Origin of the sequence: Streptomyces sp. NPDC001828, from assembly GCF_042892175.1 — a bacterium.
Lineage (GTDB): Bacteria > Actinomycetota > Actinomycetes > Streptomycetales > Streptomycetaceae > Streptomyces.
Map to the genome: position 1 here is coordinate 184,816 of NZ_JBIATV010000014.1, position 19,764 is coordinate 204,579.

Here is a 19,764-nt window from a genome sequence, read left to right on the forward strand (position 1 = left end):
GGGTCCCAGCCACTCCACGGGCATGCGGCAGGCCGCCCCGGGAGCCCCGGGGCGGCAGCCGTGGCGGCCTCCTTCTACGGGTTGGTGTTGATCTTGAAGGTGGAGGTGGTGTTCCTGATGTCCTGGGCGTTGCCGCTCAACTTGAGGTTGTTGAACGTGACCTCGCCGACGGCGGGACCCTGCCCGGGCTCGGGCAGCTCATTGACCCAGATGCCGATGCCGGACTTGGCGTCGAAGGCGTCCCCGCTCTTCTTCGCCCCGCTGATGCTCACATTGGTGAGCACGCTGTCCTTGATGGGATACAGCGGCGTACTGCCGTTGTACTTGGTCTGGAACATGATTCCCGAGTACGTCGGGTCGGTGATGTCGAGGTCGCTGATGCGGATCCCCTGGAACTCGTACTCCGCGGAGTACATCCACAGCGCGCCGAACGCCTGCGCGCCCCAGAAGTGGCCGCCGGAGCGCACCAGGGATACGCCCTGGAAGTTGGTGGGATCCGTCCCGAAGCCGAGGGCGGGGATGGAGCCGAACTTGAGCGTGCCGATGGTCAGTCCGGGATACGTCAGCATGTCCGCCGCGTACAGGTTCCGGAAGGTGTTGGCGGTGCCTCCGTAGACGGCGAACCCGGCGGCCCGCCAGGTCAGCAGGGCGCTGAGGTTCTCGAAGACGTTGCCGGTCTCGTCGGCGTTGTTGATGTCGGTGGCGGGGAAGAGCGCGAAGCTGTCGTCGCCGGTGGAGCGGGCCTCGACATTGCTGATGGTGTTGTCGCTGCTGCCGTTGGTGAGGTTGATCCCGTCCGCGTACAGGTCGCGGACCCGGGTGTTCTTGATGGTGATGTGGTCGGTGTTGGTGCCCCAGTACAGGCACATCATGTGCTCGACCCACACGTTGTCGATCGTCATGTTGGCGACGTTCGACCAGTTGAAGACCTTGCCGGGGCCGTCGTTGCGCGAGGTGTAGTTGCCGAAGAAGCCGAATCCGGTGAAGGAGGAGCCGTTGGCGGAGGACTGGACGTCGAAGCCGGCGTCGGTGTTCTCCTGGTCCGGCGGGGTGGCGAAGCGGGTGAACCAGGGGCCCGCCCCGACCAGCTTCACGGCCTTGCCGTAGACCTGGAACTTGTTGCTGGTGGTGTAGGTGCCGGGCGGCAGATAGACGCCGACGAGCTTGCCGGTGGTGTCCATCCGCACCTTGTCCAGGGCGTTCTGCACATCCTGCTGGGCGGTGCCGGCGGGCACGGCGTAGGCCGCGGGGTCGGGGTTGGGAACCTGGGTGACCTGCTCCAGGTTGATGAAGTCGATGGCGTACGTGGAGGAGTTGGCGGCGTCCTTCTGGAGGCGGATGGTGCTGCCCGCCTTCACGGTGTCGCCGAGCAGGACGTTGGCCTCGTCGTAGATGTGGCGCGGGCCGCCGGAGCCCGGCGAGTTGTTGGGGCTCGCCTCGGCGCCGTACTGCCACATGTACTTCGAGCTCAGGTCGATGGCCTTGCGGAACACGCCGTCGACGTAGATGTCCAGGTTCGCGCTGGTGCCGCCGCCGCCCGCCGAGTCGGGGATGGAGAAGCGGGTCACCAGGCTGTTGGTGTCGGCCCGCGTCGTGAACTGCACGTAGTTTCCGGTGGAGTTCAGGGTCACGGCCTTGCGGCCCGACGCCTCGCCCGCGAGGTCGCCGATGGTGCGGTTGGGCCCGACGACCTGGGCGCCGCCGCCGGTCACACCGTCCTCCGCCTCATAGGTGTCGTACGGCATGTTGGCGCCTCGCCCGACGAAGAACGCCTGCTGGCTGGTGTTGTTGGCGCGCTTGACCGGAAGTTCGTTCGCGTCGTCCGCGATCACCACCTTCGCCGTGTACTTGCCGTTGGCCGCCGTCCAGCTGCCGAGGCTCACCGGGGCGGCGGTGGCGCCGGGCGCGAGCGCCCCGCTGTAGGCCCCAGAGAGCGTCTTGACGGTGGCGCCCTTGTCGTCGAGCAGGGTCAGCGTGATGGCGTGGCTGCCGCCGGCCGAGGCGAGCGTGCCCTGGTTCTTCAGCGTCACGGAGAAGGCGACCGCCTGGCCGGCCGAGGGGGCACTCGGCGTCCAGTTGACCCCGGAGGCGATCAGGTCGGAGGAGTCGACCGGCTTGATGACCAGGGGGCTGCCCGTGAAGCTGTTGTTGGTGTCGTTCTGCTCGATGACGGTGTTGTCCGGATCAACGACCGCGCTCAGCGGATAGGTTCCCGCGTCGTGCGTGCCGATCGAGGCGCTCACCGTCTGCGAGGCACCGGCCGCGAGCGCGCCGACGTTCGCGGTGGCCGCCTTGGACCCGCCGAGCTGGAAGGCGACGGTGGTCGCGGGCGAGGCGCTCGTCCCCTTGTTGTGGACGGTCGCCGACAGCGTCACCGCATCCGACTCGACCGGGGCGGAGGGAGCCGCCGTCAGCGCGGTGACCTCCAGGTCCGGGTTGGGCGAGGGCACCCCGACGACCTGGAACTCGGCGATCTGACCGCCCGTCGCACCGGTGTTGGACGTGAACTTCAGCTGGACGTCGGCGACCCGCGCCGCGACCGGGATGGCCACCGTGTTCCCGCTCGCCGGGTCGAAGGTGTAGTCCTTGGCCGCGACCAGGGAGGTGTAGCCGGACGCGCTCTGCTCGCGCCCGAGCACCTCGATGTTCTGGGTGCGCCTGCCCCAGCCGCTGTCCGGGTTGAGCTTCAGGACCACGGTGTTGGTGTCCGCGTTGGCGCCGAGCTTGACGGTGAGGGTGCTCGGGTAGCCGCCCGCCGCGCTCTCCCAGTACGTCGCCGTGTTGTTGTCGTTGGCGTTCTCGGCGACGAACGTGAACGTGGACGAGGAGGCCGCGATCGGCTTGCCCACCGCCAGGTTGGAGCCGTCACCGCTCGAACTGCCGTTACGGGTCACGGTGTTGCTGGCACCGGACTGGTTGCCCGCCGCGTCCTTGGCCCGCACGTAGTAGGAGACGGTCACCGTGGCCGGCTGGCTGTCGGTGTACGTGGTGACATCGCCCGCCACGCTCTTGAGCAGCTGGTTGTTGGCGTAGATGTCGTAGCCGCTGACCCCGACGTTGTCGCTGGAGGCCGTCCAGGTGAGCTTGATCTGCCCGGCGGCCGGCTCGGTGTAGGCGAGCGACCCGGGTGCGGTCGGGGCCTGGGTGTCGCCCGAACTGCCCTTGCGGGTCACGGTGTTGCTGTTCGGCGACTGGTTGCCGGCCGCGTCCTTGGCCCGCACGTAGTAGGCGACCGTGGCGCTCGCCGGCTGGCTGTCGGTGTACGTGGTGACGTTGCCGGCCACGCTGGTGCGCAGCTCGCCGTTGGCATAGACGTCGTAACCGGTGACGGCGGTGTTGTCGGTGGCCGCGTCCCAGGTCAGCTTGATCTGTCCGGTGCCGGGCTCGGTGTAGGCCAGGTTCCTGGGCGCGGTCGGCGGCTGGGTGTCCCCGCTCGTGGGGCCGTAGATCTCCAGCTCGGAGAGCTGCCCGCCGGGCTGGGCCGTGTTGCCGGTGATCAGCACCCGCACATAGCGCGTGGTGGCGGCGTTGAACGCGATGGGCACGGTGAGGCCGTTGCCCGCGGTGAAGTCATAGCCCTGCGAGGCGGTCAGATCGGTGAAGTCGGTGCCGTTGGCACTGCCCTGGAGCTTGAGGGTCTGCGTGCGCGCGCCCCAGCCGTCCGGCAGCTTGAGGACCACCTTGTCGACCGGCACGGTCGCGCCCAGGTCGGCCTGGATCCACTGCGGGAAGGCGTTGTTGGCGCTCTCCCAGTAGCTCGCCTTGTTGCCGTCGTTGGCGTTGGCCGCCGCATAGGTCTGGGTGCTGCTGCTCGCGGTGAGGGTCTTGCCGAGGGCGAGGTTGGCGCTGCTCGAACCGTTCGCCGCGTGCACTTCGAGGGCGGAGAGCTGGGCCGCCTGCCAGCCGGTGTTCGCCGTGATGTCGATGCGCACGAAACGGGCCTGCGAGGCGGCGAAGCCTATCTTCACCGTGTTCCCGGAGCCCTGCGTGAAGCTGTACGCGGTGGAGCCCACCAGCGTGCTGAAGCTCGTGCCGTCCGCGCTGCCCTGCACGGACAGGGTCTCCTTGCGGTCGCCCCAGGAGGCCGGAAGCTTCAGGACGACCTCGTCGACGCTGTTCATGGCGCCCAGGTCGGCCTGCACCCACTGCGGGAAGGCGCTGCCGGCGCTCTCCCAGTAGGTGGACTGGTCGCCGTCGGTGACGTTCTTGGCGATGTAGGTGCCGTTCGCGCCGGAGGCCGACGCGGGCTTTCCGGCGGCCAGGTCCGGGCCGCCGGCCGCCGAGGCGGTGAGCGCGGGCCAACCGATCATGAACAGGCTGGTGGCGAGGGTCGCGGCGAGCACCCTCATCCGCGTGCGCCCTCTCCAACGGTGCGTTCTCATGTGTCCCCGATCTGCGCGACTAGGGTTTCTGCAGGGAAGTTCTACATAATTTGCGCTGAGCGGTGAGAGAGTTGCAGAGATGTGTTAGCGCGTCCATCCCTGCGACCGCCCCGGAATATCCCGGGCCGGGGCCGCCCCACGCACCGGAACGATCGCTTTCTCCCGCGTCATCGTGCATGCTGCGGTTTTCCCGCCGACCCGACAGGCGCCCGCAAGATATCCGCAAACAACGCAAGCGACTTTCGTCGGCCGGAACCGGTGCGCCGCCGGGGATTTCGGGATGCGACCCGGGCCGTCTAACGTGCCTGTCCATGACAGCCCCACCACCCAGGCCCGCCGCGCGACGGCTTCGCCTGGGCTGGCCTCGGCGGGTGTTCTCGCAGGTGCTGCTCATGCAGCTGGCCGTCGCCGGCGGGGTCGCCGTGCTCGCGACCGGGCTCTTCCTGGCCCCGCTCAGTGCCCAGCTCGACGACCAGGCCATGCGGCGCGCCCTCGCCATCGCGGCGTCCACCGCGGCCCAGCCCCAGATCGCCGACGACCTGCTCGCCTCGCGGCCGTCCCCCGAGGGGCCGGTGCAGCGGGAGGCGGAGCGGATCCGGCGGGCGACGGGCGCCGAGTACGTGGTCGTCATGGACACCCACGGGGTGCGCTGGTCGCACCCCGACCTCGCCGAGCTGGGCCGGGTCGTCTCCACCGACCCGGACGACGTGCTGGCCGGGCACGACGTCATGGAGATCGACAGCGGCACCCTGGGCCGCTCGGCCCGGGGCAAGGTCCCGCTGCGCCGGGCCGACGGCACGATCGTGGGCGCCGTCTCGGTCGGCATCGAGTACGACAGCGTGCGGGCCAGGCTCCTCAACGCGATCCCGGGCCTGCTCGCCTATGCGGGCGGCGCCCTCGCGGTGGGCGCGCTCGCCGCGTACCTGATCGCCCGGCGCATCCACAAACAGACCCGTGACCTCGCCTTCTCCGACATCTCGGGGCTGCTCGCGGAGCGCGAGGCGATGCTGCACTCGATCCGCGAGGGCGTGGTGGCGCTCGACCGCGACGGCCGGGTCAGACTGCTCAACGACGAGGCGATGCGCCTGCTGGGCGTCGGCCCCGAGGCCGGCGGCCGGCCCCTGGACGAGGTGCTCGGGGCGGGGCGTACGACCGATGTGCTGGCCGGGCGGGTCGAGGGCACCGACCTGCTGACCGTGCGCGGTCACCGCGTCCTGGTCGCCAACCGGATGCCGACGGAGGACGGGGGCGCCGTCGCCACCCTGCGCGACCGCACCGAACTGGAGCGCCTGGGGCGCGAGCTGGACTCGACGCGCGGCCTCATCGACGCGCTGCGCGCCCAGGACCACGAGCACGCCAACCGGCTGCACACCCTGCTCGGGCTGCTCGAACTGGAGCTGTACGAGGAGGCCGTCGAGTTCATCACCGAGGTGGTCGGGGTGCACCGGGCCACGGCGGAGCAGGTCACCGAGAAGGTCAGGGACCCGCTGCTCGCCGCGGTGCTCGTCGGCAAGGCGACGGTCGCGGCCGAACGCGGGGTCGCCCTGAGCCTGTCCCCGGCCACCAGCCTGCCCGACCGGCTCGTCGACCCCCGGGGCCTGGTCACGGTCACCGGCAACCTCGTCGACAACGCGCTCGACGCGACGGCGGGTGCGCCCGGCGGGGCGGTCGAGGTGGAGCTGAGCGCGCGCGGGCGCACCGTCGTCGTACGGGTCCGCGACAACGGCCCGGGCATCCCCGCCGACCGGCGCGAACTGGTCTTCACCGAGGGCTGGACGACGAAGGAGCCCCCCGCCCACGGCAAACGCGGCCTGGGCCTCGCTCTGGTCGGCCGCTTCGCGGACCGAATGGGCGGCAGCGCCCGGGTCGGGACGAGTCCCGAGGGCGGCGCGGAGTTCACCGTGGTGCTGCCGGACGCGCTGAGCGAGGAACTGCGCCCAGTGCCGGACGACGGGCCACGCGGTGCTCCGGGCGGCAGGGCGGGCGATGGGCCCGGCGGCGTGCCGGGCGGCGCGGCGGACCGGAGCCGGGACACGCTTGCCGAGGAGAGCCGATGACCGAGCACGCGTTGATCGACGTACTGGTCGTGGACGACGACCCCCGGGTCGCCGACATCAATGCCGCCTACACCCGGAAAGTTCCCGGATTCCGGGTGGTGGCCCAGGCGCATTCGGCAGCGGAGGCGCTCGCCGCGATCGCCGAGCGCCCGGTGGACCTGGTGCTCCTCGACCACTACCTGCCCGACGAGAACGGCCTGGCCTTCGTACGGGAGCTGCGCGGTCTCGGCCACCGGACCGACGTGATCATGGTGACGGCGGCCCGGGACATCGCCACCGTGCAGGCGGCGATGCGCCAGGGCGCCCTGCAGTACCTGGTGAAGCCGTTCAACTTCGCCGGTCTGCGCACCAAGTTGGAGGCGTACGCGGCGCTGCGCCGCACCCTGGACGGCGGCGGCGAGGCCGAACAGGCGGAGGTGGACCGCATCTTCGGCGCCCTGTCCGTCCCCGCCGAACCCGACCTTCCCAAGGGCCACTCCCCCACCACGGCCGACCTGTTGCGCCGGGTTCTGAAGGAGGCCGACGGCCCGCTGTCGGCCCAGGAGATCGCGGAGCGGGCGGGGGTGAGCCGCCAGACCGCCCAGCGTTATCTGAAACTCCTGGAGCGGGCCGGCCGTGTCCGTCTGGGCCTGCGCTACGGCGAGACCGGCCGGCCGGAACACCGCTACGCGTGGGCGGCGTCGCTGTAGACACCGGCGGGGCTCACGGGGCCGACGGGCTCAGCCCTGCGGGACCTTCTTCACGAACTCCGTCGTGAAGGTCTTCGACAGATCGACCTTGGCGGACTTGAGATTGGGGTTGAACGCCTTGAGGACCTTCTCGACCGTCTCCGGGCCGTTCTCCGGCATGACGCCGTCCTTGGTGAACATCGGCAGCGTGCTCCTGATCGACTGGGCGTAGAGGGCCTTGCCGCCCTGCGCGTAGTCGGCGGGCATCTTCGCCGCGATCTCCTCGGCGCTGTGCGTGGACATCCAACGCAGCGTCTTCACCAGGGCGTTGACCAGCTTCTGCACCGTCTGCCGGTGGCCGTCGACCCAGTCCGCGTTCATGTACAGGCTGGAGGACGGGTAAGGGCCGCCCAGCGCCTCCTGCGAGCCCTCGGGCGTCCGCATGTCGATCAGGACCTTGCCGAGCTTCTGGTCCACGAGGGTGGCGACCGTCGGATCGGTGGTCATGCCGCCCTGGATGGAGCCCTGCTTCAGCGCGGCGATGAACGTCTGCCCCGCCCCCACCGCGACCGGCGTGAACTCGCTCGTCTTCACGCCGTCCCGCACGGCGAGGTACTTGGTGAGGAAGTCCGTGGAGGAGCCGAGCCCGGTGACCCCGAGCTTCTTGCCCTTGAAGTCCTTGGGCGAGGCGATGCCGCCCGCTGCCTGGCTGGACACGACCTCCACCTCGCCGGGCGCGTGCGAGAACTGCACCACCGACTCCACCTTCTTGCCCTTGACCTGGAGATCGAGGGTGTGGTCGTAGAAGCCGACGGCGCCCTGGACGTCGCCGGAGATCAGCGCCGTCTCGGCCTGCACTCCCGCGGGCTCGGTGAGCAGCTCCACGTTCAGGCCCTCGGCCTTGAAGTAACCGAGCTGCTGGGTCAGCATCGCGGGCAGGTAGATGACCTTGTCGAGGCCACCGACCATCACCTTGACCTTGGCCTCGCCGGAAGCGCTCTTGGCGTCCGAAGCGGAGCTGCCACCGCATCCGGAGAGCGTCATCAGGAGGGCGACACAGAGCCCGCCCGCGAGCACGGCCGACGGTACGTTGCGCAGGCCGTGCACGGCGGCGCGCCGCGAACGGGCTTGCGGGGCACGGGAGTTGGTGCGGCTCGGTGGGGTGGTGGGCTTGCTCGGCATGATCATCAATCATCACGTCCCTGTGATCGTTCACTGGTGTACGGGGGCAGCGGTAGGCCGCGGCGGCGCTCGGCGGGGGTCAGCGGTCGGTGCCCGCCTCCGCGGGGCGCCAGCGGAAGAGGCGCCGTTCGACGAAGGTGAGCAGCCCCTCGGTGAACAGCGCGACCACCGCGAGGATGGCCATCGCCGCGTACACCCCGGCCGCGTTGAACGTCCCCTGGGACGCGGCCACCAGGAGGCCGAGGCCCTTGGTCGCGCCGATGTACTCGCCGACGATCGCGCCGATCAGCGCGAAGCCGAAGCTGACGTGCAGGCTGGTGAAGATCCACGAGGTGGCCGACGGCACGACCACCTGGAGCGTCACCCGACGGTTGCTCGCGCCCAGGATGCGGGCGTTGTTCACCAGGTTCCGGTCCACCTCGCGCGCCCCCTGGAAGGCGTTGAAGAAGACCGGGAAGAAGACGAGGACGACGGCGGACGCGACCTTCGAGGCCGGCCCGAGCCCGAACCAGATCAGGAAGACCGGCGCGAGGACGATGCGCGGAATCGCGTTGAGCACCTTGATGTACGGGCCGAGCACCTCGGCGAGGAAGCGGATGCGGCCCAGCGTGATGCCGAGGACGACCCCCGCCGTCACGCCCAGGATCCAGCCGAGCAACGCCTCGTAGAGGGTGTACCAGATCTGCTCCCAGAGCGATCCCTGCGCCGTGCCGTGCACGGCCCACTCCCGGATCTGGTCCCAAATGGCGGACGGCATCGAGAAGTTGAACGGGTCGATGACCTCGGCGCGGGCCAGGATCTCCCAGAGCGCGACGACCAGCGCGAGGAGCAGCACCCGGCTGCCCTGCACGAGGAGCCTGCGGTTGCGGGCGGCCCGGGCACGCTCCACGGTGCGGGTCCCGGCCTTCACCCCGATCGCGGCGACGGTGTCAGGCGACATCGGCGGCACCCCGCTCCCGGGTGATGCGGACCTCTTCGCCGAGCGATTCCCAGATCTCCCGGTAGATCTCGATGAACCGCGGTTCGAGGCGCACCGTTTCGACCTTGCGCGGGCGCGGCAGGTCGATGTCGAAGATCCGCTTCACGGTGGCCGGTCCCGCCGTCATCACGACGACCCGGTCGGCCAGCGCGATGGACTCCTCCAGGTCGTGTGTGACGAACACGACGGACGCCCCGGTGCCGGACCACAGGTCGAGGAGCTCGTCCGACATCAGGGCCCTGGTCTGCACGTCGAGCGCCGAGAACGGCTCGTCCATCAGCAGGATGCCGGGGTCGTTGACGAAGGTCGCCGCGAGGGCGACGCGCTTGCGCTGGCCGCCGGAGAGCTGGTGCGGATAGCGGTCCTCGAAGGCGGAGAGGCCGACCCGGGACAGCCAGGTCCGGGCCGCCTCCTTCGCCTCGCCCTTCGGTACGCCGCGAAAGCGCGGGCCCGCCATGACGTTGGACAGCACGGTGCGCCAGGGGAAGACGGCGTCCTGCTGGAAGACGAAGCCGACCTTGTCGCCGATGCCCTCCACCGGCTCCCCGGCCACCAGGACCTCGCCCTCGGTGGGCTCCTCCAGGCCGCTCACCAGGGTCAGCGTGGTCGACTTGCCGCAGCCGGTGGGGCCGACGACCGCCACGAACTCGCCCTGCCCGACGGTCAGATCAAGGTTCCGTACAGCGGTGTGCAGCGCCCCCGACGGCGTACGGAACGCCTTGCCCGCGCCCCTCAGCTCGATCGCTGGGCTCGTGTCAATGCTCATGGAGCGGGACCGTAGGTGCGGCCCACGCCGGGGCGTCAGCCTTGTGTGCGCTGGACACACTTCTGCGCGCTGACCCCTGTTGTGCTCGTTTTGCGCGCGATACAACTGCGGGGGCCCGCCCGGGAGCAGCCGCCCTTGCCGGCGGGGGGAGTGAGGAGAGCGCCTTGATCGACGTCCTGGTCGTGGACGACGACTTCCGTGTCGCCGAGATCAACGCGGCGTACGTCGGGAAGGTTCCCGGGTTCCGGGTCGTGGCGCGTGCGCACAGCGCCGCCCAGGCACTGGCCGCACTGGAGCGCCATCGGGTCGATCTCGTGCTGCTCGACCACTTCCTGCCCGACGAGACGGGGCTCAGTCTGGTCCGCCGGATGCGTGAGCGGGGCCATCGCAGCGACGTGATCATGGTGACGTCGGCGAGCGATGTGGCGACCGTGCGGTCCGCGATGCGCCACGGCGCCCTGCACTATCTGGTCAAGCCGTTCACGTTCGCGGGCCTGCGGGCCAAGCTGGACTCGTACGCGACGCTGCGGCGCACGGTGGACCGGGCGGCCGGCATCGGCGACCCGCTCGCGGCCCAGGACCAGGATCAGGTCGACCGGATCTTCGCGGCCCTGCGCACCGGACTGCCCAGCCGCCACTCGGTGCCGACGGCCGAGCTGATCCGCGAGGTGCTGCACTCCGCGGACCACCCGCTGTCGGCCCACGAGGTCGCCGACCGCACGGGCCTGAGCCGCTCGACGGCCCAGCGCTATCTACGCCTCCTCGAACAGTCGGGCCGCCTGTGCCTGACCCTGCGCTACGGCGAGACGGGCCGACCGGAACACCGTTACGCCTGGGCGGTGTGAGGGGGCGAGCCCCGAGACGGGGTGCAGAGGGCGGAGCCCCTGGCGGGGGGTTCGCGGGGCTCCGCCCCTCAGGGTGTCTGAGGCGAAGCCCCAGGAATCGAGGGGGCCCGGGGGCCTAGACGGCCCCCGCCCCCGTGAGGGCCCGCACCTCCGCCTCCGCATGCCTCGCCTCGTCCGGGACTTCGCGCGAGGTGACCGTGCCGAGCCAGCCCGCGAGGAAGCCCAGCGGGATGGAGATGAGCCCCGGGTTCTGCAGCGGGAAGAACTGGAAGTCCACGCCGGGGAACAGGGATTCGGGGCTGCCGGAGACCACCGGCGAGACCAGGACCAGGACCAGCGCCGGGACCAGGCCCCCGTACACCGACCACACGGCCCCACGCGTGGTGAAGTTCCGCCAGAACAGGGAGTAGAGCAGCACCGGGAGGTTCGCCGAGGCGGCCACCGCGAAGGCCAGGCCCACCAGGAAGGCCACATTGAGGTCCCGGGCGAGGAGGCCGAGGCCGATGGCCACCGCGCCGATCCCCACCGAGGCGACCCGCGCCACCGCCACCTCGCTGCGCTGCTTCGCGTGCCGGCGCCGCAGCGAGGCGTACAGGTCATGGGCGACGGACGCCGAGGACGCGAGGGTGATGCCCGCGACCACGGCGAGGATGGTCGCGAAGGCGACGGCGGCGACCACGGCGAAGAGCACCGTGCCACCGGTGGATCCCGCGCCGCCGCCCAGGTTGTAGGCGAGCAGCGCGACGGCCGTGTTCCCCGCCGGGTTCGACGCCTTGACCTCGGCGGAGCCGACCAGCGCGGCCGCGCCGAAGCCGAGCACGATCGTCATCAGATAGAAGCCGCCGATGAGGCCGATGGACCAGACGACCGAGCGGCGTGCCGCCCGCGCGGTCGGCACGGTGTAGAAGCGCGACAGGATGTGCGGCAGCCCGGCCGTGCCCAGGACCAGGGCGAGCCCCAGGCTGATGAAGTCGAACCGGGCCGTCCAGTCCCCGCCGTACTTCAGGCCGGGTGCGAGGAACTCCCTTCCGTGGCCGCTGTGATCGGCCGCCGAGTCGAGCAGTGCGTTGATGTCGCCGTGGAAGCGCAGCAGCACGAGCACGGTGAGGGTGATCGTGCCCGCCATGAGCAGGACGGCCTTCACGATCTGGATCCAGGTGGTGGCCCGCATCCCGCCGAGCGACACATAGACCACCATCAGGGCGCCGACCCCGATGACCGTCCAGTTGCGCGCGGCGTCGCTGGTGCCGCCGAGCAGCAGGGCGACCAGGCTGCCCGCGCCGACCATCTGCGCGACCAGATAGAGAACGGACACGGTGACCGAGGAAGTTCCCGCCGCGATCCGCACCGGGCGTTCGCTCATCCGGGCCGCGACCACGTCGGCGAGCGTGAACTTGCCGCAGTTGCGGACCAGTTCGGCGACCAGGAACAGCACCACCAGCCACGCGACGAGGAAGCCGACCGAGTACAGCATGCCGTCGTAGCCGAACAGCGCGATCAGCCCGGAGATGCCGAGGAAGGAGGCGGCCGACATGTAGTCGCCCGCGATGGCAAAACCATTCTCCATGGGCGAGAAGAGCCGCCCGCCGGTATAGAACTCCTCGGCCGAGCCGTGCCGGTTGCGGCTCACCCAGGTGGTGATGGCGAGCGTGGCCGCCACGAACGCGCTGAACAGCAGCAGCGCCAGAGTCTGATGGTCCCCGCCGACGATCACCTGTTGGTCTCCCGTGTCGTTCCCTGTCCGTCCTCGCGCCGGGCCCGACGGCCCGGTTCGGCCCGGTGGCCGTGCTGCTTGCCCTGACCGGGCCGACTGCCGTTGACGCCGTTGATGCCGTTGACGCTGTTGATGCCGGCGGCGCCGTTGACACCGGTGACGCCCTGGCCGTACGGGGCAGTGCGCCCGTGCTGGTTCTGCTGGTTCTGCTCGAACACCACCCAGCGCAACTCCAGCGCGGCCCGGTCCCGGCGCAGCCGCGCGTGGCGGGCGTACGCCCAGGTCAGCAGGAACGTGGACAGGAACTGGGCCAGTCCGGCGATCATCGCCACGTTCACCGCACCGGCCACCGGGCGGGACATGAGGCCGGGGGCGCTCACCGCGGTGATCACATAGGCGAGGTACCAGGCGAAGAAGGCGGCGGTGGCCGGGACGACGAACCTGCGGTAGCGGCGTCGCACCTCCTGGAAGGCCGCGCTGCGGTGCACTTCGAGATAGATCTCCGCGGGGCTGAGGCGTTCGCCTTCGTCGGCGCGCTGCTGGGCGGGCACGGTCGCGGGCCCCGGCTCGCCGTCCAGTTCGCCCCAGCCGGAGGCCAGGGCGTCGTACCAGGGGTCGTCGATCCGCGCCGCCGCGGGATCGCGCCCCTCCTGCTTCTCCACCGAACAACTCTCCTTGCCCTCGGCCCCGTTCGGCCGCGTGCCCAAGGATGGGCCGAGGGAGAGGCCCTCGACGGTGCAATGCCGCCCGCTTCACCCCATTAGGTGATGAAGATGCCTCAGGGGTGGGAGCGGCCCGGCGGCCGCGAGAGCCCGTGCCGGTAGGCGTAGCGCACGGCCTGGGCGCGGTCGCGCATCCCCGTCTTGCCGAAGATGTTGTTGATGTGCGTCTTCACCGTGGCCGTCGAGATGTGCAGGGCGTGGGAGATCTCGGAGTTGGACATCCCCTCCGCGACCAGACCGAGCACTTCGCCCTCGCGCGCGGTGAGCCCGTCGGGAAGCTCGGCCGGGGCCACGGGGGCGGGCGGCGGCGCCGTCACCCGCTCCAGGAGGCGGCGCTGGACGGAGGGGGCGAGGCCCGCCTGTCCGGCCAGCACGTCCTGTATCGACTTGACGATCTCGTCGCCCCCGGCGTCCTTGGTCAGATAGCCCCGGGCCCCGGCCTGGAGGGCCGGGAAGAGCGAGTCGTCGTCCGCGTACGTCGTGAGGATCACCACCTCCGTGCCGGGGTGCTCGGCGCGGATGCGCCGGGTCGCCTCGACGCCGTCGCAGCGCGGCATGCGCAGGTCCATCAGGACGATGTCCGGCGCCAGTTGGGCCGTGAGGGCGATCGCCTCCTCGCCGTCCCGCGCCGAGCCGACGACCTCGATGCCGGGGAGCAGCCCGAGCAGCATCACGATGCCCTCGCGCACGACGGACTGGTCGTCGGCCACGACCACCGTGATCGGCTCCCGTGTCCCCGCCGCCCCGCTCCCGGTCATGCGGGCACCCTCAGTCGCACCACGAAGCCCTCCTCCTCCGGCCCGGCCTCCAGGGTGCCGCCGAGCAGTTCGGCGCGCTCCCTCATTCCCAGAAGACCGTAACCGCAGCCACTGACAGCGAGCTCTCCCGCCCGCTTGCGACCGCCCGAGTCCCGTACTTCCAGGGCGACTTCATCGGGCAGGTACTCGAGCCGTACGGCGACGGCCGCGCCCGGCGCGTGCTTGCGCACATTGGTGAGGGCCTCCTGCGCCACCCTGCGCACGGCCTGCGAGGCCTCGGCGGGCAGCGCCCTGCGCTCCCCCTGGACCCGGACGCCGGTGCCCGGGGCGAAGCCGGTGCCGGCGCCCGCTCCTTCGATCAGCGTGTGCAGGAAGTCCTCCACCGGGGTCATCTCGCCGCGCAGCGCGGACAGCGCCTGGCGGGTCTCGGCGAGCCCCTCCCGCGCCATGCCCCGGGCGGCCACCACCCGCTCCAGGATCTTCTCCCGGAACTCACCGGGCGGCTCCCGCTCGATCAGGAGCCGCGCCGCCTCCAGGTGGACGAGCTGTGCCGAGAGGCTGTGGGCCAGTACGTCATGGATCTCGCGGGCGATCCTGGCCCGCTCGCCGAGCGCGGCCGACTCGGCCTCGGCGGCCCGCGCCGCCCGCTCCTGGGCGAGGAGCCGCTGGGCGTTGCCCCGGGCCTCCGCGTCGAGGCGCAGCACGTATCCGGCGAGCCCTAGCCCGATCGCGGTCACCGCGGTGGTCAGCCAATTGTCGTTGTTGACAAGGGAGTACGCGGCCAGCGCCACCGCGGTGCAGGGCACGGCGGCGCCCAGCGGCAGCCGCTCCAGGGCGGTCACCGCGCAGCCGCAGAACAGGACCAGGGCGAGCACCGGCCAGCCCGCCGCCCTCGCCCCAGCCGCGGCCCCCATCACCAGCAGGAGCGAGGCCAGCGCGGGCCAGAGCCGGTGGTCGAAGGTGAAACGGAAGAACGCGCGGCCCAGCAGGACGCAGCCCAGCACGAGCGCGACGCCGCCCACCCAGGCCCAGCCCCCCGGGGCCTGCTCGCCGGTGAAGGTGGACCACAGCAGCGCGGCGAACACCACGGCCCGGACGGCCCGGGCCAGATTGCGTCTGGCGCGCGTGAGGCCTTCGCGGGAAAGCGCTTCCCGCGAAGGCCAGCTGAGCCAGTTCTCCAGGGTCACACGCGGTCCTTCCACACCTGCTGGGCGGGGCTTGCGGCAGCAACACCGTACGACGCGAGGGCCGGCTGGGCCCGCCACATCAGGATGCCGCCGCGGACGAGGAGGGAGGCGGCGAGCGCCAGCAGGATGGCGCCGGTGCCCATGTGGATCCCGGCCAGGGCGCCGAGGCCCGCGAGCCCCACGCGCAGGGCGATGCCGAGGACCCAGATGCCGGCGGTGGCCTTGGTGCCGCGGGACCACACCGTGCCGTCGGGCTCGGTCCAGATCCGCGACGTCCAGGCCCAGCCGACGCCCATGAGCACACCGGTCACGAGCTCGGCGCCGAGCAGGGTGACGGATCCGGCCTGGTGGTCGTGGTCGATGAGCCCGCCGTCCTTCACGGCGAAGAACGCCAGCACGGCGGGCACCAGCCACCACTTGCGGCCCGGGCCTCCCAGCTGCTGCGGCTTCACCTGACGGACCAGGATCAGCGCCACCACCGCTACTGCCACCAGGACGTTGAGCGCGGACATCGAAGCCTCCGGAGGACGAGAAGACGAAGCGGACGAGAAGCCGGGAACCGGAATCTCTGTACGTCTACGACGCTACGGAAACGACCTGGTCAGAGGCATCGGGCCAGGGGTGGATCGCGGGTGGAGCTTTCCTCTCCACCCGTGGGTGGAGACCCGGTGCGCGAAGGCCCTGGGGGCGGGCGGCACCTGGTGGCGGAAGGCGGAAAGGGCGGACGCCGGCCCGCGGAGCATTCCGCGGACCGGCGTCCGTCAGGCCCGGCGGGCCGGGGTCAGGCGTCGATGCGTGAGCGGTCGAGGGTGGCGGCGGAGCTGGTGATGAACTCCTTGCGGGGGGCGACCTCGTTGCCCATGAGGAGGTCGAAGACCTGCTCGGAGGCTTCCAGGTCCCCGATGTTGATCCGGCGCAGGGTCCGGAAGCGGGGGTCCATCGTGGTCTCCGCGAGCTGGTCGGCGTCCATCTCACCGAGGCCCTTGTAGCGCTGGATGGTGTCCTTGTAGCGGACCCCCTTGCGCTGGAACTCCAGCAAGGTGCTGCGCAGCTCGTTGTCCGAGTACGTGTACACGTACTTGTCCTGGCCCTTCTTGGGCTGGACCAGCTCGATCCGGTGCAGCGGCGGCACCGCGGCGAAGACCCGCCCCGCCTCCACCATCGGCCGCATGTAGCGCTGGAAGAGGGTCAGCAGCAGGATCCGGATGTGCGCGCCGTCCACATCCGCGTCGACCAGGAGCACGATCTTGCCGTAGCGGGCCGCGTCGATGTCGAAGGTACGGCCCGAGCCGGCCCCTATGACCTGGATGATCGCCCCGCACTCCGCGTTCTTCAGCATGTCGGAGACCGACGCCTTCTGAACGTTGAGGATCTTGCCCCGGATCGGCAGCAGCGCCTGGAACTCCGAGTTGCGGGCCAGCTTCGCCGTGCCGAGCGCCGAGTCGCCCTCGACGATGAACAGCTCGCTGCGCTCGACGTCGTCGCTGCGGCAGTCCGCCAGCTTCGCCGGCAGCGACGAGGACTCCAGGGCCGTCTTGCGGCGCTGCGCCTCCTTGTGCTGGCGCGCCGCGATCCGCGTCCGCGCGGCGGCGACGATCTTCTCCATCACCGACCGCGCCTGCTGCTTGTCGTCGCGCTTCGTGGACGTCAAGAACGCCTTGAGTTCCTTGGCGACCACGTTCGCCACGATCCGGTTGGCGGCCGAGGTGCCCAGCACTTCCTTGGTCTGGCCCTCGAACTGCGGCTCCGCCAGGCGCACGGTGACGACCGCGGTGAGGCCTTCGAGGGCGTCGTCCTTGACGACGTCGTCCTCGGCGACCCGCAGCATCTTCGCCGCCCGCAGCACCTCGTTGACCGTCTTGGTCACCGAGCGCTCGAACCCGGAGACGTGGGTGCCGCCCTTCGGGGTGGCGATGATGTTCACGAACGACTTCAGGTTCGTGTCGTAGCCGGTGCCCCAGCGCAGCGCGATGTCCACGCCGAGCTCGCGGGTGACCTCGGTCGGCGTCATGTGCCCGCGGTCGTCCAGGACCGGCACGGTCTCCTTGAAGGTCCCCGACCCGGACAGGCGCAGCACGTCGTTGACGGCCTTGTCCTGCGCCAGGTACTCGCAGAACTCACTGATCCCGCCGTCGAACCGGAACGTCTCCTCCGTCTTGCCCTCGCCGTCGAGACCCCGCTCGTCCCGCACCACGATCGTCAGACCCGGCACCAGGAACGCCGTCTGCCGCGCCCGCTGGTACAGCGTGTCCAGCGACAGCTTCGCGTCCTTCAGGAAGATCTGGCGATCGGCCCAGTAGCGGATGCGGGTGCCGGTGCGGCCCTTGGGCACGCGCTTGCCCTTGAGCAGCCCGTTGCCCGGGTCGAAGGGCGCGTCGGGCCCCTGCTCGGTGAAGATGCCGGGGACCCCGCGCCGGAAGCTGATCGCGTGGGTGGTGCCCCGGTCGACCTCGACGTCCAGACGGGCCGAGAGCGCGTTCACCACGGAGGCGCCGACGCCGTGCAGGCCGCCGGACGCGGCGTAGGAGCCACCGCCGAACTTTCCGCCGGCGTGCAGCTTGGTCATGACGACCTCGACGCCCGAGAGCCCGGTCTTGGGCTCGACGTCGACGGGGATGCCCCGGCCGTTGTCCCGCACCTCGACGGAGGCGTCGTCGTGCAGGATCACCTCGATGTGGTCGCAGTGGCCGCCCAGGGCCTCATCGACGGAGTTGTCGATGATTTCCCAGAGGCAGTGCATCAGGCCTCGGCTGTCCGTGGACCCGATGTACATGCCGGGCCGCTTGCGGACCGCTTCCAGGCCTTCGAGAACGAGCAGATGCCGAGCGGTGTAGTTGGAGCCGTCGCGGTCTGCCCCGCTCAGCAGCGCAGTGGACGGAACGGACGTCTCGGCGGTCACGCAGTTCGCTCCTCGCTGAATTTCAATTGCGCCCCGATGGGTAAGGGGCCGGCGTCGGTCGCCGGTCAGAGGGTACCGAGGCCTGGTAGAGCCGTTGTCACGCCACCCTCGCGAATCCTCATGCTAGTCCAGCGTCGCAAGCATGTTCGATCCCTCGTTGGGGTGATGCGGATATCACGTTCCCATTCAGGCATGAACCATTTAGGCTCCGGGCACGTCCTCATGAACAACCGGCAACCCCGCCGGGAGGGCCAAACGAGACAAGCAACGCGAAACCCGTAAAGCTCCGCAATACGGCTCATTCGCCGCCAACCGGCAGCAGACAGCCACCTTGACCAAGAACTTTCGAGGAAAAGCCACGAGCGGGAACGTTTTCGGCCTGGTTGGATGTTGACCCTGGTACGACAGCTCGTCGAGCTAGAGAAGAGGCGACGTGACTACTGTTCTGACCCCCGCGAGCCCCCTGACGGCCGCCGACCGTTGCGACCGCTGCGGCGCACAGGCCTACCTTCGCGTAGTCCTCACCAGCGGCGGCGAACTGCTCTTCTGCGCTCATCACGGACGTAAGTTCGAGCCGGAACTGAAGAAGATCGCCGCTGACATACAGGACGAGACGGACCGCCTCACGGCGGTGCCCGAGTCCGCAGGCGACGAGGATCGCTGAGACCTCGCATCACGACGAGCCAGGGCCGGTCCAGGACCGGCGACGGGCGGCCACTCCCCGTGCAGGGGGAGTGGCCGCCCGTTCTCATGTCCGGCGGCCGGCCGGGCGGCCCGCCCGTCCCGGTCAGCCGCCGGAGGGCCTGGCGATGGCCGACACCCGCGTGTACACCCCGGGGCTGTCGGCCTGCCCGCAGCCGTTCCCCCAGGACACCAGGCCGATGAGCCGCCCCTGGGCCACCAGCGGCCCGCCGCTGTCGCCCTGACAAGCGTCGTAGCCGCCCCTGGGATCGCCTGCGCACAGCATGGTGGACACCTCGTACGTCCCGTCCGAGTTCGGCGGGTAGGCGCGCGTACAGTCCGCGTCCGGCAGGACGGACACGGTGGCCGCGCGCAGCGCCGTCGGATAGCTGCCGGCGCCCGAGGTGTCGCCCCAGCCGTAGACCGTGGCGCGGGTGCCCGCCCGATAGGCCGGGTCGCCCGCCGCGGCCACCGGGATCGCGGACGCGGCGGGCAGCGGCCGGGCCAGGGTGAGCACGGCGAGGTCGCCCGCGTTGGTCCCCGGGTTGTAGCCGGGGTTGGTCCAGGTGGAGCTCACCGGGATCTCCTCGCCGGCGGTCGACCGCAGCTCGGTGCGGTCCGCGATGACCGTGAGGTCCCGCACCTTGGACACGTCCGCGCCCAGGACGTCGCTGCGCAGGCAGTGGGCCGCGGTCAGGACGGTGGTGGGACCCACCACCACTCCCCCGCAGAACTGGCCCGCGCGCGTACCTCCGAACCGGTCACGGCTGGACAGCGCCACCACCCAGGGGCTCTCCGAGATCTTGACGGGCCGGCCACCGATGACGACCTCGTCGGCGGCCGCGGGCAGCGGCGCCCCCAGCGCGATGAACCCAAGGGCGGCCGCCCCTGAGACGGCCCGGGCGATGCGGCGGGGCATAGGGT

Annotated in this window: 15 protein-coding genes; 4 read left to right on the top strand and 11 right to left on the bottom strand. The window is 70.7% G+C overall.

Annotated features, from left to right (window positions below; all coding sequences use genetic code 11):
- Positions 1-74: 74 nt before the first annotated feature.
- Positions 75-4,349, bottom strand: a complete 4,275-nt coding sequence (locus tag ACFYZA_RS32350) for a discoidin domain-containing protein (protein WP_388494269.1) — start codon at positions 4,347-4,349, stop codon at positions 75-77.
- Positions 4,350-4,693: 344 nt separating this feature from the next.
- Here ACFYZA_RS32350 and ACFYZA_RS32355 point away from each other — a divergent pair, with 344 nt between their 5' ends.
- A complete protein-coding gene (locus ACFYZA_RS32355) occupies positions 4,694-6,439 on the top strand; it encodes an ATP-binding protein (protein ID WP_388494270.1) in 1,746 nt (581 codons plus the stop codon).
- 11 nt (positions 6,440-6,450) lie between these two features.
- Positions 6,451-7,128: a response regulator gene (locus tag ACFYZA_RS32360; protein ID WP_382600158.1), complete on the top strand. Its 678-nt coding sequence runs from the start codon at positions 6,451-6,453 to the stop codon at positions 7,126-7,128.
- Between the two features lie 30 nt (positions 7,129-7,158).
- Here ACFYZA_RS32360 and ACFYZA_RS32365 read toward each other — a convergent pair whose 3' ends face one another.
- From ACFYZA_RS32365 to ACFYZA_RS32375, 3 genes are all read right to left on the bottom strand, one after another.
- A complete protein-coding gene (locus ACFYZA_RS32365) occupies positions 7,159-8,151 on the bottom strand; it encodes an ABC transporter substrate-binding protein (protein WP_382600160.1) in 993 nt (330 codons plus the stop codon).
- A 217-nt stretch (positions 8,152-8,368) separates the two neighbouring features.
- Positions 8,369-9,229: an ABC transporter permease gene (locus tag ACFYZA_RS32370; protein ID WP_388494271.1), complete on the bottom strand. Its 861-nt coding sequence runs from the start codon at positions 9,227-9,229 to the stop codon at positions 8,369-8,371.
- Complete coding sequence (locus tag ACFYZA_RS32375; protein WP_382600140.1) at positions 9,219-10,034, bottom strand: ABC transporter ATP-binding protein; 816 nt, start codon at positions 10,032-10,034, stop codon at positions 9,219-9,221. The genes ACFYZA_RS32370 and ACFYZA_RS32375 overlap by 11 nt, the downstream gene beginning before the upstream one ends.
- A gap of 164 nt (positions 10,035-10,198) precedes the next feature.
- Here ACFYZA_RS32375 and ACFYZA_RS32380 point away from each other — a divergent pair, with 164 nt between their 5' ends.
- Positions 10,199-10,879 carry a response regulator gene (locus ACFYZA_RS32380; RefSeq protein WP_382600142.1) on the top strand — a complete coding sequence of 227 codons (681 nt, stop codon included), beginning with the start codon at positions 10,199-10,201 and terminating at the stop codon, positions 10,877-10,879.
- 115 nt (positions 10,880-10,994) lie between these two features.
- Here the strand turns inward: ACFYZA_RS32380 and ACFYZA_RS32385 are convergent, their stop codons facing one another.
- The 6 genes from ACFYZA_RS32385 to ACFYZA_RS32410 all read right to left on the bottom strand — a co-directional run bounded on the left by ACFYZA_RS32385 (position 10,995) and on the right by ACFYZA_RS32410 (position 18,159).
- Positions 10,995-12,593, bottom strand: coding sequence for a cation acetate symporter (locus ACFYZA_RS32385; protein ID WP_382600144.1), 1,599 nt, complete (start codon positions 12,591-12,593; stop codon positions 10,995-10,997).
- Positions 12,590-13,255 (bottom strand): DUF485 domain-containing protein, encoded by a 666-nt coding sequence (locus ACFYZA_RS32390; protein WP_388494272.1) that lies wholly within the window; start codon positions 13,253-13,255, stop codon positions 12,590-12,592. Before ACFYZA_RS32390 ends, ACFYZA_RS32385 begins: the two co-directional genes overlap by 4 nt.
- Before the next feature lie 116 nt (positions 13,256-13,371).
- Positions 13,372-14,073, bottom strand: a complete 702-nt coding sequence (locus ACFYZA_RS32395; protein WP_388494273.1) for a response regulator — start codon at positions 14,071-14,073, stop codon at positions 13,372-13,374.
- Entirely contained in the window at positions 14,070-15,260 is a 1,191-nt protein-coding gene (locus tag ACFYZA_RS32400) for a sensor histidine kinase (protein WP_388494274.1), read from the bottom strand. The genes ACFYZA_RS32395 and ACFYZA_RS32400 overlap by 4 nt, the downstream gene beginning before the upstream one ends.
- The gene (locus ACFYZA_RS32405) at positions 15,257-15,772 is read right to left on the bottom strand and encodes a DUF1453 domain-containing protein (protein ID WP_382600152.1); all 516 of its coding nucleotides are present in this window, start codon (positions 15,770-15,772) and stop codon (positions 15,257-15,259) included. Before ACFYZA_RS32405 ends, ACFYZA_RS32400 begins: the two co-directional genes overlap by 4 nt.
- A gap of 269 nt (positions 15,773-16,041) precedes the next feature.
- Entirely contained in the window at positions 16,042-18,159 is a 2,118-nt protein-coding gene (locus tag ACFYZA_RS32410) for a type IIA DNA topoisomerase subunit B (protein WP_382600154.1), read from the bottom strand.
- A gap of 433 nt (positions 18,160-18,592) precedes the next feature.
- Here ACFYZA_RS32410 and ACFYZA_RS32415 point away from each other — a divergent pair, with 433 nt between their 5' ends.
- On the top strand, positions 18,593-18,823 hold the full coding sequence (locus tag ACFYZA_RS32415; RefSeq protein WP_053725523.1) for a hypothetical protein: 231 nt from the start codon (positions 18,593-18,595) through the stop codon (positions 18,821-18,823).
- A gap of 123 nt (positions 18,824-18,946) precedes the next feature.
- Here the strand turns inward: ACFYZA_RS32415 and ACFYZA_RS32420 are convergent, their stop codons facing one another.
- Entirely contained in the window at positions 18,947-19,759 is an 813-nt protein-coding gene (locus ACFYZA_RS32420; RefSeq protein ID WP_382593086.1) for a S1 family peptidase, read from the bottom strand.
- Positions 19,760-19,764: the final 5 nt, after the last annotated feature.

What these genes read in the sequence shown, in the direction of transcription:
- ACFYZA_RS32350 (WP_388494269.1), bottom strand. Translation starts at nt 4,349, where the DNA reads ATGAGGGTGCTCGCCGCGACCCTCGCCACCAGCCTGTTCATGATCGGT.
- ACFYZA_RS32355 (WP_388494270.1), top strand. Translation starts at nt 4,694, where the DNA reads ATGACAGCCCCACCACCCAGGCCCGCCGCGCGACGGCTTCGCCTGGGC.
- ACFYZA_RS32365 (WP_382600160.1), bottom strand. Translation starts at nt 8,151, where the DNA reads ATGACGCTCTCCGGATGCGGTGGCAGCTCCGCTTCGGACGCCAAGAGC.
- ACFYZA_RS32370 (WP_388494271.1), bottom strand. Translation starts at nt 9,229, where the DNA reads ATGTCGCCTGACACCGTCGCCGCGATCGGGGTGAAGGCCGGGACCCGC.
- ACFYZA_RS32375 (WP_382600140.1), bottom strand. Translation starts at nt 10,034, where the DNA reads ATGAGCATTGACACGAGCCCAGCGATCGAGCTGAGGGGCGCGGGCAAG.
- ACFYZA_RS32395 (WP_388494273.1), bottom strand. Translation starts at nt 14,073, where the DNA reads ATGACCGGGAGCGGGGCGGCGGGGACACGGGAGCCGATCACGGTGGTC.
- ACFYZA_RS32405 (WP_382600152.1), bottom strand. Translation starts at nt 15,772, where the DNA reads ATGTCCGCGCTCAACGTCCTGGTGGCAGTAGCGGTGGTGGCGCTGATC.
- ACFYZA_RS32420 (WP_382593086.1), bottom strand. Translation starts at nt 19,759, where the DNA reads ATGCCCCGCCGCATCGCCCGGGCCGTCTCAGGGGCGGCCGCCCTTGGG.